At 51.4% G+C, this 16,989-nt stretch carries 15 protein-coding genes; 13 read left to right on the plus strand and 2 right to left on the minus strand.

The window, feature by feature from the left end; all coding sequences use genetic code 11:
• Positions 1 to 123: 123 nt before the first annotated feature.
• The 10 genes from GWG06_RS19515 to GWG06_RS19560 all read left to right on the plus strand — a co-directional run bounded on the left by GWG06_RS19515 (position 124) and on the right by GWG06_RS19560 (position 8,640).
• Positions 124 to 561: a carboxymuconolactone decarboxylase family protein gene (locus GWG06_RS19515; protein ID WP_127036577.1), complete on the plus strand. Its 438-nt coding sequence runs from the start codon at positions 124 to 126 to the stop codon at positions 559 to 561.
• Positions 562 to 732: 171 nt separating this feature from the next.
• On the plus strand, positions 733 to 1,626 hold the full coding sequence (locus GWG06_RS19520) for a DNA-3-methyladenine glycosylase family protein (RefSeq protein ID WP_127036579.1): 894 nt from the start codon (positions 733 to 735) through the stop codon (positions 1,624 to 1,626).
• Between the two features lie 11 nt (positions 1,627 to 1,637).
• Positions 1,638 to 2,129 carry a methylated-DNA--[protein]-cysteine S-methyltransferase gene (locus tag GWG06_RS19525; RefSeq protein WP_127036581.1) on the plus strand — a complete coding sequence of 164 codons (492 nt, stop codon included), beginning with the start codon at positions 1,638 to 1,640 and terminating at the stop codon, positions 2,127 to 2,129.
• Between the two features lie 249 nt (positions 2,130 to 2,378).
• Positions 2,379 to 3,791, plus strand: a complete 1,413-nt coding sequence (locus tag GWG06_RS19530; RefSeq protein WP_160715330.1) for a pyridoxal phosphate-dependent decarboxylase family protein — start codon at positions 2,379 to 2,381, stop codon at positions 3,789 to 3,791.
• Entirely contained in the window at positions 3,784 to 4,689 is a 906-nt protein-coding gene (locus GWG06_RS19535; RefSeq protein WP_127036584.1) for an EamA family transporter, read from the plus strand. Before GWG06_RS19530 ends, GWG06_RS19535 begins: the two co-directional genes overlap by 8 nt.
• A gap of 108 nt (positions 4,690 to 4,797) precedes the next feature.
• The gene (locus GWG06_RS19540; RefSeq protein ID WP_127036586.1) at positions 4,798 to 5,238 is read left to right on the plus strand and encodes a GNAT family N-acetyltransferase; all 441 of its coding nucleotides are present in this window, start codon (positions 4,798 to 4,800) and stop codon (positions 5,236 to 5,238) included.
• 29 nt (positions 5,239 to 5,267) lie between these two features.
• Positions 5,268 to 5,828 carry an NUDIX domain-containing protein gene (locus GWG06_RS19545; RefSeq protein WP_127036588.1) on the plus strand — a complete coding sequence of 187 codons (561 nt, stop codon included), beginning with the start codon at positions 5,268 to 5,270 and terminating at the stop codon, positions 5,826 to 5,828.
• 24 nt (positions 5,829 to 5,852) lie between these two features.
• Positions 5,853 to 6,665 carry a 23S rRNA (guanosine(2251)-2'-O)-methyltransferase RlmB gene (gene rlmB, locus GWG06_RS19550; protein ID WP_160715332.1) on the plus strand — a complete coding sequence of 271 codons (813 nt, stop codon included), beginning with the start codon at positions 5,853 to 5,855 and terminating at the stop codon, positions 6,663 to 6,665.
• A 145-nt stretch (positions 6,666 to 6,810) separates the two neighbouring features.
• The gene (locus tag GWG06_RS19555; protein WP_235938430.1) at positions 6,811 to 7,662 is read left to right on the plus strand and encodes a hydroxymethylglutaryl-CoA lyase; all 852 of its coding nucleotides are present in this window, start codon (positions 6,811 to 6,813) and stop codon (positions 7,660 to 7,662) included.
• A gap of 3 nt (positions 7,663 to 7,665) precedes the next feature.
• Positions 7,666 to 8,640, plus strand: a complete 975-nt coding sequence (locus GWG06_RS19560; protein WP_127036594.1) for a GSCFA domain-containing protein — start codon at positions 7,666 to 7,668, stop codon at positions 8,638 to 8,640.
• Here the strand turns inward: GWG06_RS19560 and GWG06_RS19565 are convergent.
• Entirely contained in the window at positions 8,637 to 10,100 is a 1,464-nt protein-coding gene (locus GWG06_RS19565) for an MFS transporter (protein ID WP_160715334.1), read from the minus strand. The genes GWG06_RS19560 and GWG06_RS19565 overlap by 4 nt on opposite strands.
• Positions 10,101 to 10,243: 143 nt before the next feature.
• Here GWG06_RS19565 and GWG06_RS19570 point away from each other — a divergent pair, with 143 nt between their 5' ends.
• Complete coding sequence (locus tag GWG06_RS19570; protein WP_160715336.1) at positions 10,244 to 12,514, plus strand: patatin-like phospholipase family protein; 2,271 nt, start codon at positions 10,244 to 10,246, stop codon at positions 12,512 to 12,514.
• Positions 12,515 to 12,662: 148 nt separating this feature from the next.
• Here the strand turns inward: GWG06_RS19570 and GWG06_RS19575 are convergent, their stop codons facing one another.
• Positions 12,663 to 13,259 (minus strand): MiaE family protein, encoded by a 597-nt coding sequence (locus GWG06_RS19575; protein ID WP_127036600.1) that lies wholly within the window; start codon positions 13,257 to 13,259, stop codon positions 12,663 to 12,665.
• Between the two features lie 66 nt (positions 13,260 to 13,325).
• Between GWG06_RS19575 and GWG06_RS19580 the strand changes: the two genes are divergently transcribed.
• Positions 13,326 to 14,441 (plus strand): aminotransferase class I/II-fold pyridoxal phosphate-dependent enzyme, encoded by a 1,116-nt coding sequence (locus GWG06_RS19580; protein ID WP_160715338.1) that lies wholly within the window; start codon positions 13,326 to 13,328, stop codon positions 14,439 to 14,441.
• A 51-nt stretch (positions 14,442 to 14,492) separates the two neighbouring features.
• A complete protein-coding gene (locus GWG06_RS19585) occupies positions 14,493 to 16,919 on the plus strand; it encodes a penicillin acylase family protein (protein WP_160715340.1) in 2,427 nt (808 codons plus the stop codon).
• Positions 16,920 to 16,989 lie beyond the last annotated feature (70 nt).

A 16,989-nucleotide genomic window follows, 5' to 3' on the forward strand; every position in this document is an offset into this window, starting at 1 on the left:
GTTATTTTGTTCCCGGTTAAAAACAAGGCGCCGCCGGCCGTTGTTACTCTGACAGATGAAAAGAACACCAGGCACCTACATCTCCGGTAAACAATTATCAAACAACAATAAAATATCATTATTATGGAACCAAGAATGGATATTTCCCAGCTTTTCCCTGAAGCATATAAAGCAGTATTGTCACTCGAAGGCGCACTGCGGAAAAGCGGTATCGATAAATCATTATACGAACTGATCAAAATCAGGGCATCCCAGATCAACGGCTGCGCCTTTTGTCTGAATATGCACACCAAAGACGCCAGAGCCGCCGGTGAAACCGAACAGCGTATCTACCTCCTCAACGCCTGGCAGGAATCCCCTGTTTATACAGAAAAAGAGAGAGCAGCCCTCGCCCTCACGGAATCCGTAACCCTCCTGGCCTCTACCCACGTGCCTGACGACGTATACAACGCCGCCCTGGCCGTATTCACCCAGGAAGAAGTAGCCGTAATCACCATGGCGATTGTAGTGATCAATGCATGGAATAGAATTGCGGTGACATCGAGAACACTGCCGCAGTAATAATTGCGAATTACGAATTACGAATTACGAATGAGAGCGAAGATCTAAGCGGATAAAGAATTTAAATTGATCCGCTTAGATCTTCGCTCTCATTCGTAATTCGTAATTTGTAATTCGTAATTAAAGCAATAATCGGGTTCCATCTGCCCCATATTCTCTTACCTTTGCTTCATGAGGATTACAGTGAATGATCCGGCCAACTTTTCGTTCCGGGAATGTTTACATTTTCTTGGCAGATCGGATAAAGAATGCCTGCATTATATTCAGGACGGGAAGCTGACCCGTATGATGCTGGCCGGCGGTCAGCCGGTAGTAGTGGAACTGGCGGAAGGCGCTGCAGCAGGGTACCTGGAAGCAACGGTGCTGGCGCCGGCAGGAGAAGATTTTGCAGAAGCGGATATTGCCGCCTATATTACACGGTGGCTGCACCTGGATGCAGACCTGCAATCTTTTTACCGCTATACGAGGAAAGATCCGGTGCTGAAAGGAATGGCAGAAGCGTATCATGGGCTGCGCCTGGTAGGACTGCCCGATTTCTTTGAAGCCATCAGCTGGCCTATTATCGGGCAGCAGATAAACCTCTCTTTTGCGTATACGCTCCGGCAACGGTTTATACAATCTTTCGGTTATCATGAAAAAATAAACGGTACAGATTATTATCTTTATCCTGTGCCGGAAGTCATCGCTGCGCTGACGCCCGATCAGCTCACGCCGATGCAGTTTTCGAGAAGTAAGGCCTTGTATGTGATTGAAACAGCCAAAGCTATAGCAGGCGGACAGATTACAGCAGAGATGCTGGCAGCGCTGCCTTATGAAGAAGCCAAAGCCCGGCTGACTGCCCTGAAAGGTATCGGTAACTGGTCTGCCAACTATGTACTCATGAAGTATCACCGCTTTCCGCAGGCATTGCCGCTGGAAGATGTGGGCCTGCATAATGCCATCAGGCAAAGGCTGGGACTTGCCGCCAAACCTGCGCTGCCGGAACTGCTGGCATATACGCAGCCCTGGCAGCAACATGCAGCCTACGCTACCTTTTACCTGTGGAGATCCTTATTACCCCAATAAATCATTGTATCATGGAAGCTTTATCTCATCTTCATATAGACACTCCCGTAGGTATACTGCTGATTGGCGGTACCAATACCCATATCCAGGAAGTGTTGTTCGAAGAAGAAATATCCATGCCCAGGGAACAATTTCCTCAGCCGCCACGGCTGCTGCTGGACTGTGCGCAGCAACTCCACGAATACTTTGCCGGCGAACGTAAAACTTTCGAGCTGCCCCTGCAACAGCCCGGTACCGACTTCCAGCAATCCGTATGGCAGCAGCTCCTGCACATCCCTTTCGGCCATACCATCTCTTACCTGCAGCTGGCGTACCGCATCGGCAACCCTAAAAGCATCAGGGCCGTAGGCACCACCAACGGCAAAAACAAACTGGCCATCATCGTTCCCTGCCACCGCGTTATCGGCAGCAACGGCACCCTCACCGGATATGCCGGCGGCCTGTGGCGCAAACGCTGGCTCCTGGAACATGAGAGAACGGATTTGTTTACTGGCCTGTTGTGAAATAATTACGAATTACGAATTGCGAATTACGAATGTTGAGCGAAGGCATGAGCGGATAAAGCATCCGCTATCTTCGCTCATGTCTTCGCTCAACATTCGTAATTCGTAATTCGCAATTCGTAATTGCCCACTTAATCTGATCTGGTTAAAAAAGACAAAACTGAATCTGTTTTTACAACTTAAATTATCTCAATTTTGACCTTTGAAATACCGAGAACATATCCTTTCCCTTTATAAACACCCGGCAAGATGAAACTCCAGGATGATTTGAAAAATACCGACCAGCTCTTACAACTGACAAAAGATTTCAGCAGTGAATTTTTATCAGGTATCGATTATGTAGCGGCAGATAAAGCGGTGACGCTGTCCGTTGAAAAAAATATTCCTGTGCAGGGCCTTGGCGGCGCCGCGGCGCTGGAGCTGTTTAAGCAGCGTTATGGCAGCAGCATTGCCGCCGCGGTGGGGCCGCGATACTGGGGATTTGTGACAGGAGGTGTTACGCCTGCATCGCTGATGGGCGACTGGATTACATCTACCATTGATTTGAATGCATCAGATAAAAGCTCAGCCGCTTATTATATAGAAACGGAAACCATTGCTTTATTGAAGCAGCTGTTCAGACTGCCGGAAGATTTTATCGGCGCTTTTGTATCCGGTGCTACTATGTCTAATTTCACCGGGCTGGCCCTGGGCAGACAGTGGCTTGGAAAACAGCGTGGTATTGATATTGGCCGCGATGGTATGGCCGGGCTGCAAAACCTGACCGTGGTATCCTGCACGCCGCACTCGAGTGTGAGCAAGTCCATGGCAATGCTGGGACTGGGCCGCAACAATATTGTGAAGCTGCCTTCCCTGCCTAACCGCGAGAGCGTGAATATCGCTGCACTGCGCGATTACCTGGACGCGCACGCAGATCAGCCGGTGATCTTCTCTGCCAGCGCAGGAACCGTGAACACCGTTGATTTCGACGACCTGGCTGCACTGGCAGTACTGAAGAAAGAATATAATTTCTGGCTGCATATCGACGCTGCCTTCGGTGGTTTTGCTGCCTGCAGTGACAGATACAAGCACCTGCTGGAAGGCTGGGAGTTTGCGGACTCCATCACCATCGATGCGCACAAGTGGCTGAACGTGCCTTATGACGCCGCCATGATTTTCTCCCGGCATCCTGAACTGCACGTAGAAGTATTTCAGAATGCGGGCGCCGCTTATCTCGGCGATCCTGCGGAGCAGTTTAACTATATCAACTACATTCCGGAGAACTCCCGCCGTCAGCGGGCATTGCCGGCCTGGTTCTCGCTGATGGCCTACGGGTTGGATGGCTACCGGGAAATTGTAGAAACCAATGTGCAGCTGGCGCAGGAACTCGGCGCGCTGCTGGACAATGATCCGCAGTTCACCTTATTATCGCCTGTGCGGATGTGTGTGGTGTGCTTTACACTCAATGTACCATCCGACATACAGGAAGAAGCCGTAAATAAATTTTTGAATGCGTTGAATGCTACCGGCGTAGTTTGTATGACACGCACGGTATACGGCGGACAGCCCGGTATCAGGGCTGCGCTCGTAAACTGGAGAACGGCACAGGAAGATGTGGCAGTGGCGTATCAGACGATGAAGGAAGTAGCAGCAGCAACGTTGAACCAATACAGTTATGCGTAAAAACAATACCAATGCCTATATCGCACTGGCCATCGTAAGTATTTTCTGGGGCACCACGTACCTCGCTTCCAGGGTGGGCGTAAGGCATATACATGGCGTTATGCTGGCCGGGCTGCGGCAGTCTGCCGCCGGCATGTTGATTACCGCGTTCTTTTTACTGAAAGGATATAAGCTGCCGGAGAAGATTGTGCTGTCGAAACTGTTTGTGCTGGGGCTCCTGCTGCTTTGCGGCAGCAACGGCCTGATGACATGGGCGATGCAATATATCCCCAGCGGACTGGGGGCCATCATCGGGGCTACCGTACCTATCTGGATCACGATTTTCAGTTATTTCCTGGTAAAGCGTACCACGCTGAGCTGGCAGCTGATAGCAGGCATAGTGCTGGGGTTTGCGGGTGTTGCCGGCATCTTCTATAATTATTTGTCCAGCCTGGTAAATCCTGATTTCCGCTTCGGGATTATGCTGTCTGTCTGCGCCTGTGTTTTCTGGGCGCTGGGTTCTGTGCTGACAGCCAAGTGGGCGCTGGGGATCAACTATCTGTTCGGGGCAGGATTCCAGATGTTGTTCAGTGGCATTGTGATGTTATTGTTTGCCACGCTGGTGCTGGGGCAACAGCTGGATGCAGGCAGTTTCACTGCCGAGCTGTGGGAAAGCCTGCTGTACCTGGTGCTGGTAGGGTCCGTACTTTCGTATTCCGCCTACGTGTTTACGCTCAACCACCTGCCGCCGTCGCTGGCAGCTGTGTATGCCTACATTAATCCGATAGTGGCGGTTTTGCTGGGATGGGTATTGCTGCGGGAGAATCTTACCTGGCTGATGGGCTTCTGTTGCCTGGTAACAATCGGAGGGGTGTATCTTGTTAACAACGCTGTAAGTAAAAATAAACAATTGCAATAAGAGTTTAAGGTAGAAGTTAAGAGTCAGATGCTCACCCCGGTATTTACCGGAAGGAGCATCTTTTTTTTATGTAAATGAAGTAAATTTAGCACACGTAAAAGTTATCTTATGGAAGTTATACAGGCAACGGAAATGCATACCAACGAGGTGGCGGTGCTGTTCGACGCATACCGCAGTTTTTATGACCAGGCTCCCGATTTTAAAGGCGCGCTTGCTTTTGTGAGCGAGCGGATCAAACAGAAAGACAGTATCATTTATGTTGTGCTGGAAGGAGAAGAGATCATCGGCTTCACACAGTTGTATCCCATATTTACTTCTATTGGCATGAAGCGCGGATGGTTGCTGAATGACCTTTATGTGCTGGAAGAGCACCGTGGCAAAGGCGCCGGCAGCGCCCTGCTGGATGCCGCTGCAGCGCTGGGTCGCAGTACAGGCGCTGCCTGGGTGATGCTGCAGACCTATATTGCCAACAGGGAGGCGCAGAAACTCTACGAAGCCAAAGGGTTTAAAAAGGACGTACATTCCTACTATTACTACCAGAGCCTGTAATGAAAGGAGATTTTCCTTTTCTTTGCAGGATGGATATGACTAAAAATCCCTGGACCATTCACGCCAGTGAAACCAGGTATGACAATAACTGGATCAGCGTTACACATCACGAAGGGTTGAACCCGTCCGGCACTGCCGGCATCTACGGCGTTGTTCACTTTAAGAACCTGGCGCTGGGCGTGGTGGCGATGGATGAGCAGCAGCATATCTACCTGGTAGGGCAGTACCGTTTTCCGCTGAATGCCTTCAGCTGGGAGCTGCCGGAAGGCGGCGGTCCGCTGCTGGAGGATCCGCTGGAATCCGCCAAGAGGGAGTTGCTGGAAGAAACAGGGCTGGTAGCCTCCCGCTGGCAGATCATCAGCAGGCTGCATACCTCCAACTCCGTTACTGATGAAACCGGTATCGTATACCTGGCGCAGGGCCTGGAACAACGCAGCGCCGAACCGGAGGAAACGGAGCAGCTCCTCGTTAAAAAAGTACCTTTTGAAGAAGCCTATCAGATGGTGAAAAACTTTGAAATCACCGATTCGCTCTCCGTCGCCGCCATACAGAAAATAAAGCTCATGCTGCTCGAAGGCGAGCTGGTTTGATAGAAAAGCTGTTTCTTTGCAGTAATGGAAAGGAAATTTAACGCCTTCAAAGGAGACAGAAGAACGGGCGGCAACGGCCCTAAAAGGTTTGCCAGTCCGCGGCCGAAGCAATCATCACTGATCATCGGCCGCCAGCCGGTAATAGAGGCCCTGAACAGCGGCAAATCTATTGAGCGCATATTTATGCTCCGCTCAGCTACCGGCGATATTATACCGCAGATAAAAGAGCTGGCTGCCAGCAACAATATTCCCGTCAATTACGTACCCGTAGAAAAGCTCAATGGCTTTACCCAGGCTAATCACCAGGGTGTGGTGGCGCTGGCCGGCAATATCACCTACCTGGACCTCCAGGATGTGATTTCCCATGTAACTGACCAGGGGCAGACACCCCTTTTCCTCATACTGGACGGCGTCACCGATGTGCGCAACATCGGCGCTATTGCCCGCAGCGCCGTGTGCTGCGGCGCGCAGGCCCTCATCATCCCCGATAAAGGCATTGCCGCCCTCAACGAAGAGGCCGTAAAATCTTCCGCCGGCGCACTGGAAAAAATTGCTGTATGCCGCGTTAACAGCCTGCTGAAAGCAATCGATACCCTCCATCTCAACGGTATCAAAGTCGTAGCCAGCGAAATGGAAACAGAACTGAAACTCTACGACCTTGACCTGAAAGAACCGGTAGCCGTTATCATGGGCTCGGAAGACAAAGGCGTTTATCCCGCCCTCATCAAAGCCTCCGACCAGCTTTTTCGTATACCCATGGCCGGTACGTTTGAGTCATTCAACGTTTCGGTAGCAGCAGGGATTATATTGTATGAGGCGATGAAGCAAAGAACGTGAATTTAAATTACGAATTACGAATTGCGAATTACGAATGGGGAGCGAAGATTACAGCGAAGATAGAGAGGCTTTATCCGCTCAGGTCTTCGCTTAACATTCGTAATTCGCAATTCGCAATTCGTAATTCTCCAATAAAATAAGTACCATGATAAAGCTAATCGAGTGTCCGCGTGATGCGATGCAGGGATGGCACAGGATGATCAGTACGGACGAAAAAGTGGCATACCTGCAGGCTTTGCTCAAAGTCGGGTTTGATACCATTGACTTTGGCAGTTTTGTTTCTCCGAAAGCGATTCCGCAGCTGGCAGATACCAAAGAGGTATTGGCCCGGCTGGACCTGAGCCAGACCCGCAGCAAGCTGCTGGCGATAGTCGCCAATGTGCGCGGTGCGGAAGAAGCTATTATTCATGATGAAATCCATTACCTCGGATTTCCATTTTCCGTTTCAGAAACTTTTCAGCTGAGGAATACGAATAAGACGATTGCAGAATCGCTGGAACAGGTGCAGACCATGCAGGAGCTGTGCCTGAAAAGCGGAAAAGAGCTGGTGGTATATATTTCCATGGGATTCGGTAACCCTTACGGCGATCCATACAGCCCGGAGATAGTATTGCAATGGGTAGATGAAATGGTGAAGATGGAGATTACGACCATCTCGCTGGCAGATACTGTGGGAGTGGCCAATCCGGAAATTATCACGGCGCTGTTTAAGCAGCTGGTGCCGGCTTATCCCGGTGTGGAGATCGGAGCGCACTTTCACTCCGCGCCATCAGGCCGGGAAGAAAAGGTGCTGGCCGCCTGGCAGCAGGGCTGCAAACGATTTGACAGCGCTATCAGGGGAATCGGTGGTTGCCCGATGGCAAAAGATGAACTGGTGGGCAATCTGGCAACGGAGAGCCTGATAGATTTCTGCCTGCGGCACCAGGAGCCGCTAACGCTGGATATGACCGCATTGCAGGCTGCGCAGCTGCTGGCAGACAACGTTTTTAAAAATTAATGCATGCAATTTCACCTGAGCTTCCCGGTAGATCCGTTGGAACCCGGTATACAATACAGCGATAAGCTGCTGCTGATGGGCTCCTGCTTCGCAGAAGAAATCGGCGCCAGGCTGCAGGAGCACCGGTTTGATACCCTCATCAACCCGCATGGCATCCTGTTCAACCCCGTCAGCATCACCAGTGCCATCAATACTTACCTCGACGGGAAAATATATACTGCAGCAGACCTGTTTCAGCATAATGATACCTGGCACAGCTGGGATCATCACAGCCGTTTTTCTGCCAATACGCCGGAAGCCGCGCTGGCCCTGATTAATAAAGCGCAGGAGACAGCCATTCATACTATTGAGCAGGCCGACTGGCTGATACTGACCTTCGGCTCTGCGCACGCCTATGCGCTGAAAGAAACCAGCAGGCTGGTGGGCAACTGCCATAAGGTGCCGGCAGCTTCGTTTTATAAGCGGATGCTTACGGTAGAAGAAATAGTGACGTCATTGGATAATATGATGCATCGCCTGTTTTTCCGTAACTCCAAAGTGAACATACTCTTCACCGTCAGCCCCGTGCGGTATGTCCGCGACGGCGTGGTGGAAAACAATCTCAGCAAAGCTATCCTGCTGCAGGCAGTTCATCATCTGGTAAATAAATTCGCCCGTCTGTATTATTTTCCTGCTTATGAGCTGGTGATAGATGACCTGCGCGATTACAGATTTTATAAGGAAGATATGGTACACCCCAATGAAACGGCGGTGAACTATGTATGGGAACATGTGGTGAAAGCCTGTGTGGCGCCGGAAGGGCAGCAGTTGCTGCATACCATTGCAGATATCAGCAGGGCCGCGCAGCACCGTCCGTTCAACCCGCAGGGCAGCCAGCACCGGCAGTTTCTCCGTACCTATGCAGATAAAGTGAAACAGCTGAAGCTGGCACATCCCGCGTTGCCCCTGGACGACCTGGAGCAGTATTTTTCTGCCTAAACGCTCAGTTTCCCGCTTTTCTCTCTGATAGCAATCATACCAATGATAAAGCATATAACGGCAACGGCTATAGGATATATCAGCCCTGCCAGGTGATTCCCGGTTTTGGTTACCAGGATGGTAGAAATCGTGGGGAGAAGTCCGCCGAATACGCCGTTGCCTATATGATACGGCAGCGACATGGACGTATAACGGATGCGGGTAGGGAACAGTTCCACCAGGAAAGCCGCTATGGGCGCATATACCATTGTTACAAACACTACCTGTATAAATATCAGCAGTATCAGGATGGCCATGTGCGTATTATCCACCGTCAGTTCCTTTTTAGTATCCGATTCCTTCAGGATGCTGCCATCTGTATAGCTGTGTATACGGGTGGTATGCTGAACAAACTGCCCTGACTCATTTTGGGCCTGGGAACTTTCAATCCGGTACAGGGTTGTCTGTTCCGTTTTCTGTTTCACATCCCCGATCGTATCCATCGTTTTATAGATGGGATAGTACGCCAGTGCGGCGATCAGCATGCCCGCCATCATGATTTTTTTGCGTCCGATGCGGTCAGACAGGGAGCCGAAATAGATGAACAGCGGAGTGCCCAGCAGCAGCGCTACCGCGATGATGATATTGGACTGTACAAATTCAATGTTCATTGTTTTCTGCAGGAAGGAGAGCGCATAAAACTGCCCGGTATACCAGACAACGCCCTGGCCCATCGCTGCGCCGAAGAGGGCTATCAGCACCAGTTTCAGATTCTCCCGGTTGCCGAAACTTTCCTTTATGGGGTTGGCGGAAGTTTTTCCTTCCTGTTTCATCTGGATGAACAGCGGGGATTCCTGCAGACGTATTCTGATGTAGTAGGACATCAGTACCAGCACCACCGACAGCAGGAACGGGATGCGCCAGCCGTAGCTGTTGAAGTTCTCTGGCGTCATCACGGAACGGGTGATCAGGATAACGGCCAGCGAAACGAAGAGGCCCAGGGTAGCGGTAGTCTGAATAAAGCTGGTAAAATATCCGCGGCGGTGGTCCGGAGAGTGTTCCGCCACATAGGTAGCGGCGCCGCCGTACTCGCCTCCCAGCGCAAGGCCCTGCAGCAGGCGGAGAATCAGTACCAGCATGGGCGCCAGCACACCAATGGTATGGTAGCTGGGAATAAGGCCTATAGCGAAAGTAGAGCCGCCCATAATGAGCAATGTCAGCAGGAAGGTGTATTTACGCCCTACCAGATCGCCGAGCCGTCCGAAAACGATAGCCCCGAAAGGACGTACAATGAATCCCACTGCGAAAGTAGCCAGCGTAGCGATATACGCCAGCTCCGGGTTACTGGGTGGAAAGAATTTTTCAGAGATAATGGCGGACAGGCTGCCGAAGATATAGAAGTCGTACCATTCTATCAGTGTACCTGCCGACGAGGCGAGGATCACCTGCCAGATATTTTTTGCCGTACCGGGTTGTTGCATGTCAGGATGTTTTATAGAGCCGTGTTTTGGTTGTATGCTTGATCCGAAAAAGATAAGGAATAAATATTATGGGTGCAAATGTCTGTACGGATAATCTTGAAATGAATAAAGACTTATCTTTAATAGAGCCGCAATTTAATACAATGAATCAGGGACAGTTACTACACATCAGCAGATTGATAGGCATTATCATATTCAGCCAGATCCTCCTGTTTGCCGGAGCCAGCGCCCAGCAGCAGGGCCATCGCCCGAAGATAGGGCTGACGCTGAGTGGTGGCGGCGCGCGCGGGCTGGCGCATATCGGGATACTGGAAGCGCTGGACAGCGCCGGGCTGAAGGTGGATTATGTAACCGGTACCAGCATGGGCAGCATCGTAGGGGCATTGTATGCCATCGGTTACCCCGGCGATTCCATTGAAGCCATCGCCCGCAGGCTCGACTGGCCCAGTCTTTTCTCCAATCAGCCGGTCCTGACAGATGTATCTTACGAAGAAAAGGCCGAATACAACAAATACATCATTGAAATACCTTTTGAATACGGCAAGCCGAAACTGGCTTCCGGCGTGATTTCCGGCGAAGCCTTATGGCTGGAGCTGGCCCGCCTCGGATGGCCGGTGAAAGATAAAAAGGATTTCTCCCAGTTTAATATCCCCTTTAAATGTATTGCCACCGATGTAGCTACCGGGGAAATTGTTACCCTGGACAGCGGAGAGATTGTTACGTGTATGCGTGCCAGTATGGCCATCCCTTCCATCTTCACCGCGGTGAAAATAGGTAACCGCAAGCTGGTAGACGGCGGCGTGGTACGTAACTTCCCCGTCATCACCGCCAAAGAGATGGGTGCAGATATCGTCATCGGCTCCAATGTAAGCGGCGGCCTGCGTAAAGCGGACCAGCTGGTGACGCCTTTTGATATACTTTACCAGCTGGGCTTTTACAAAGATGCGGCCGACTTTGAAAAGGCGCGCAAAGCGTGCGATATATACATTCCTATCATTAAGGAGCTGGAAGATTATTCCGCCGCCTCTTTCAACAGCGTGGACTCCATCATAGAAGCAGGCAAGCGTAAAGGCCGGGAGATGTACCCGGTATTCAAACGCCTGGCAGATTCCCTGCATGCCATTGTGCCGCGCGACAGCTTCGTGGCGAACCGCATGCCTTTCACCGCCGATGTAGACATCAGCAGTATTCATGTTTCCGGGCTGATACACTCTGACGAGAAATTTTTCCTGCAAAGGCTGCATCTGAAGCCAGGCGGTTGTTACAGCCCGATGCAGCTGCAGAAGGCTATCCGCCGCGTATATGGTACCCGCTTCTATAAGCTGATTACCTACAACCTGATTCCGGAAGGTTATGGCAGAAGCAGGATGGATATTACGGCAGAAGAGAACCCGCTCACCTATGTGAAGTTTGCCCTGAACTATAATACGTTCACCGGCGCGAGCGCCATTATTAACCTTACACAGCGCAACTTCATCGTACCCAATTCACGTTCTTTCGTCACGGCTGCCATCAGTGAGAATCCACGGCTGAATGCACAGTATTTCAAGTACCTGGGACGCAGCCGCAGCTTTGGCTTCGGAGTGGGCGCCTACTATGAAAATAACGGGTTGATTTCCTATGATGAAGAATTCGGGAAGATGCAGAGTTACCGGAACAAATATGCGAGCGTGGACATGAACCTGCAGTATTCCTTTGGCGGTAATATGGCTGCCGGTGCGGGCACCCGCTGGGAATACATCAAATACAAGCCGCAGTACTCCGCCTTCACGGAGGTGCGGGGCAGCACCAATCAGCTGAACACCTATGCTTTCTGGGGTATCAACTCCCTGAATCATAAAATATATCCTACCAGTGGCCTGGAGCTACGGGTAGAAGGCGGCTATATCTACAATCAGCATCCTGGTATCAGCGTGAGTACCAACGGTGAGGCTTACAATCTCGATAGCCTCGGTATCCGCTTCAACAACTATCAGCGGCTGATGTTTACCTCGAAATATTTCGTGCCGCTGGGGAAAAAGTCGGCCCTGGAGTTTAACGGCAATGTGGGCTGGAACTTTAATTATCGTCAGTCCAGGGTGAATGGTTTCATATTAGGCGGTATGAACAATGTTTCCCGCAACCAGCTGCCGTTTATCGGCATTTTTGAAGGAGAGGTGATGTCTTCCAAGATCGCCATGGTACAGATGGCCTGGCAATATGAATTCCTGCGCAACCTGTACGCCATCCCGCGCGCAGGGGCCTCCATCTACGGTACTGACGCGCTCACCGGCGCCAACACCTACCAGTACATCAGCGGCTATGGGCTGGGAGCCGGCTACAACAGCCGCTTAGGCCCCGTAGAAGCAACGATGATGTATAGCGAGCAAACGGGGAAGTTGAAGTTTTACGTGAATATGGGGTTTAACTTTTAGAATTACGAATTACGAATTGCGAATTACGAATGCAGCCAGGAAGAACTAATCGAAGATGAAAGGAGATAAGTATTAAGTATCACCTTTCATCTTCGATTAGTTCTTCCTGGCTGCATTCGTAATTCGCAATTCGTAATTCGCAATTAATTTAATGCATTCTATCTCCTCTCACCTCAATATTCTCCAGTATTTCAGCTTCCAGTTTCAACCATTCCTGCCAGCGGAGGCGGACTTTTTCTTCGGGGAAGTATTCGTTGGCGAGGTCGATGAAGAGGCGGTAGTGGCCTGCTTCAGAGACCATGAAGCGGCGGTAGAATTCGCGGAGGTATTCATCATCGAGGCCTTCGCTGAGGAGGCGGAAGCGTTCGCAGCTGCGGGCTTCGATGAGCGCGAATATGAGGAGTGCGTCGAGGAAGGCGTCATCAGCGGAGCCGCCTTTGACGCGGTTGTCCATGAGTGCGTTGACGTAGTCGTCTTTTCGTTGTTTGCCGAGGGAGAGTCCTCTTTTTTTGAGTTCAGCAAGTACCTGGCGGAAATGTCCCCATTCTTCCGTCACGATAGGCGCCAGTTCCTGTACAAGTCTTTCCCGGTGCGGGTTACGTTGTATGAGGGAGATGGCGGACGAAGCGGCTTTCTGTTCACAGTAGGCATGGTCTGTGAGTATATCCTGCAGAGAGATGGCTGCGAGGTTGACCCAGCGCGGATCTGTGGGTAATTTTAAACCGAGTATGGATACTTTGCTCATATTTGCTGTTGCGTATTGTATTATTTTTGCGAAGATAAGATTGAATCCATAAAAGCTGAAAACCTTATGCGAAGAAGTCCAGAACCATTTTTGCTGCAGCCGTTGGTGCAGCGCCATGAGCAGCATTCTTTCCGGGAGCTGCGGCTGCCGGGGGAGCAGGTGGATTTTTGTTCCAATGATTACCTGGGGCTGGCGCGCAGCAGCGCGATGCAGGAGGCCGTGCATGCGCTGGTACAGGCGCGGTATGCCGCGCACGGAAGTACCGGATCGAGGCTGCTGGCGGGCAATTATTCCTGGATTAATGATGTAGAGGCAGACCTGGCGTTGTTTCATGAGGCAGATGCCGGGCTGATATATAATTCCGGATATGACGCCAACGTAGGCTTATTTTCCAGCGTGCCGCAGAAAGGAGATACCGTCATTTACGATCAGCTGATACATGCCTCTATCAGGGATGGGATACGTTTATCGCATGCGCAGGCTTACTCCTTTCAGCATAATGACCCGGAGGACCTGCGTAAGAAGATCACCAGGGCTGCCGGCAATTGTTTTGTGGCCGTAGAATCAGTGTACTCCATGGACGGGGATATGGCCCCGCTGGCCGCCATTGCCGGGCTTTGCAGGGAATATGGCGCGCACCTGATCGTAGATGAAGCTCATGCCACGGGGGTCGTGGGCAGCAGGGGAGAGGGGCTGGTACAGCACCTGGGGTTGCAGGATGCGTGTCTGGCGCGCGTGCAAACCTTCGGCAAGGCAGTAGGGTGTCATGGCGCAGTAGTACTGGGATCTGCCACGCTGCGGGATTACCTGATCAATTTCTCCCGGTCATTTATTTATACTACCGCGCTGCCGCCGGCAGCGATAGCGGCTATCCAGGCCGCCTACAGCCTGTTCCCCTATATGGACGAAGCGCGGACGGCCTTGCGGGGACATATACAGCAATTCCGGAACGGCGTAGAGGCGCTGACGTTATTAGCCAGCGAAACGCCTATACAGGTGGTGATGACCAGGGGAAATGAGCATACCCGCACTATTGCCGCCATGCTGCAATCATCCGGACTGGATGTGCGTCCTATACTGCATCCTACCGTAGCGAAAGGGGAAGAGCGGTTGCGCATTGTATTACACAGCTTTAATACCGCTGCTGAAATTGACCAGCTGATAAAAGTATTATTGCGTTAATGGTTTTCATGCAAAATTGATGTATTTTACAAAATACATCGATTACTGTTTATGAGAATCATCCCAGCTGTTATCACCGCCGCCGTTACCTTATCACTCACTTATGTGTTGAATACCAAAATCGGGAGTATCCCCCCGATGGGTAAATTATTAAGTCCGCAGACAGGCTTCTGGCAGAATGCAGAAGCAATCGGAGAGCGCCCCCACGAAACAATGACTTTACCCGGATTAAGCGGGAAAGCTGAAGTCTGGTTTGACGACCGGGTAGTACCGCATATATTCGCTGATAATGATGCGGACGCCTATTACGTACAAGGATATGTAACAGCCCGCGACAGGCTGTGGCAGATGGAACTGCAGACCTTTGCAGCCGCCGGCCGCCTCTCGGAGATCCTGGGGCCCGGCCTGATCAATTACGACCGCACCAAGCGCCGCGAAGGCATGGTATATGGCGCAGAGAAAGCGATTGAAGTGATGGAGAAAGATCCTCAGACGAAGAAGGCACTGGAAGCCTATGCTGCCGGCGTAAACGCCTGGATTGCCACCCTGACGCCGGCGACCTTACCGGTGGAATATAAAATCCTCGACTACAAACCGGAAAAGTGGGATATCCTGAAATCCGCGCTGCTCCTGAAGTATATGGCAGCAGACCTGGCAGGTGCTGCAGACGACCTGGAAGCTACGAATGCACGCCGCAACTTCTCCCTGGAAGATTTTCATCTCATGTATCCGGATACGCATGATTCCATAGATCCTATTGTGCCGCCGGGAACAGCATTTGCCGCCGCTTCCGTGAAAGCCACCGCGCCGCCGGACAGCCTGCTGGCGCTGGATGCCGCCTTCATGAAATATAAGGCAGACAAGCCGGATCCGGACAACGGCAGTAATAACTGGGCAGTGGCCGGCAGCAAAACAAGGTCCGGCGCGCCTATCCTGTGCAGCGATCCTCACCTGGGACTCAGCCTGCCTTCCCTCTGGTACGAAGTGCAGATACATACGCCGGAGATGAACGTTTACGGCGCTTCTCTTCCCGGCGCGCCCGGCGTGATCATTGGCTTCAACGATCATATCGCCTGGGGCGTAACCAACGGAGAAGAAGATGTAAAAGACTACTACCGGATGCAGTTCCGCAACGGCAAAAAGGAATACCTGTTTAACGGCAGCTTCCGCCCGTCTTCCCTGCGTGTAGAAACGATTAAAGTGAGAGGCGCCGCCACCATACAGGATACGGTGGCCTATACCGTTTGGGGGCCAGTAATATTTGACAATACCTTCCCGGACTTCAGGTCCAGGCAGTCGTACCTGGCGATGCACTGGAAAGCCCTGGACCCGTCCAATGAACTGAAGACATTTATACAGCTGAATAAGGCGCGTAATTACGATGATTACCTCGCTGCCATCACACACTTCACCTGTCCGGCACAAAACTTCGTATTTGCCGCAAAAGACGGCGATATTGCCATCTGGCATAACGGGCAGTTCCCGGTACGCTGGAAGGATCAGGGTAAATGGGTGATGCCCGGCGATGATAGCACCTACGCGTGGCAGGGATATATTCCGCATGACGAGCTGCCGCATATCAAAAATCCGGTGCGCGGGTTTGTCAGCTCCGCCAACCAGCGTCCGACGGATAATACCTATCCATATGCATTATACGGTGAGTTCGATGTGTACCGCGGTATCCGCATTAATCAGCAGCTGACGCAGATGAGCAGCATCACCCCGCAGGATATGATGACGTTGCAGAATGACTACAAGAATCTTTTTGCAGCAGCGGCGATGCCTGTCCTCGCCAGGCACCTGGATACGGCAGCCCTTACGCCGGAGCAGAAGCCTTTCTGGGAGCAGCTTTCCCGCTGGGATTATGTCAGCTCGCCGGACAGCAAGGCCGCAGTAATCTTCAACTGTTTCTGGGAGGCTTTGTCAGACACCATCTGGAATGATGAAGTACATCCGAAAGACAGCACCATCATCTCCAATCCGCATCCTGTCACCACGCTGAACCTGCTGCAGCATGATACTGCCTTCCGCTTTATTGATAACATCAATACCCCACAGAAGGAAACGTTGTCAGAGCTGGTGCAGGGCGCTTTCATCCGTGCGCTGCAGGATGTTACCAGATTCAACAAGGCCGGCAGACTGGAGCTGGGTAAAGCCCGCGGTACGGACATACGTCATCTTACCCGCGCTATTCCCGCATTCAGCGCCATGAACCTGAATACCGGCGGGGGCCGGCATATCGTGAATGCGACGAAGAAAAACCACGGTCCTTCCTGGCGTATGGTAGTACAGCTCAGCGACAAAACTGAAGCCTATGGTATCTATCCCGGCGGACAGAGTGGTAATCCGGGAAGTCCGTACTATGATAATGCGGTGAATGACTGGGTAGCGGGCAAGTATTACCTGCTGCACATCTTTGATGAAAAAGAAAAAGATGACCCGCTAATCCGCTACAAGATTGAGTTTGCAGGCAAATAGAGAAAAAATTTTCATTAATATTTGGTTGGAATTGAATAATTCCTATCTTTGCACTCCGTTAAACAAAAAC

The organism is Chitinophaga solisilvae (genome assembly GCF_009928525.1).
Taxonomy (GTDB): domain Bacteria; phylum Bacteroidota; class Bacteroidia; order Chitinophagales; family Chitinophagaceae; genus Chitinophaga; species Chitinophaga solisilvae.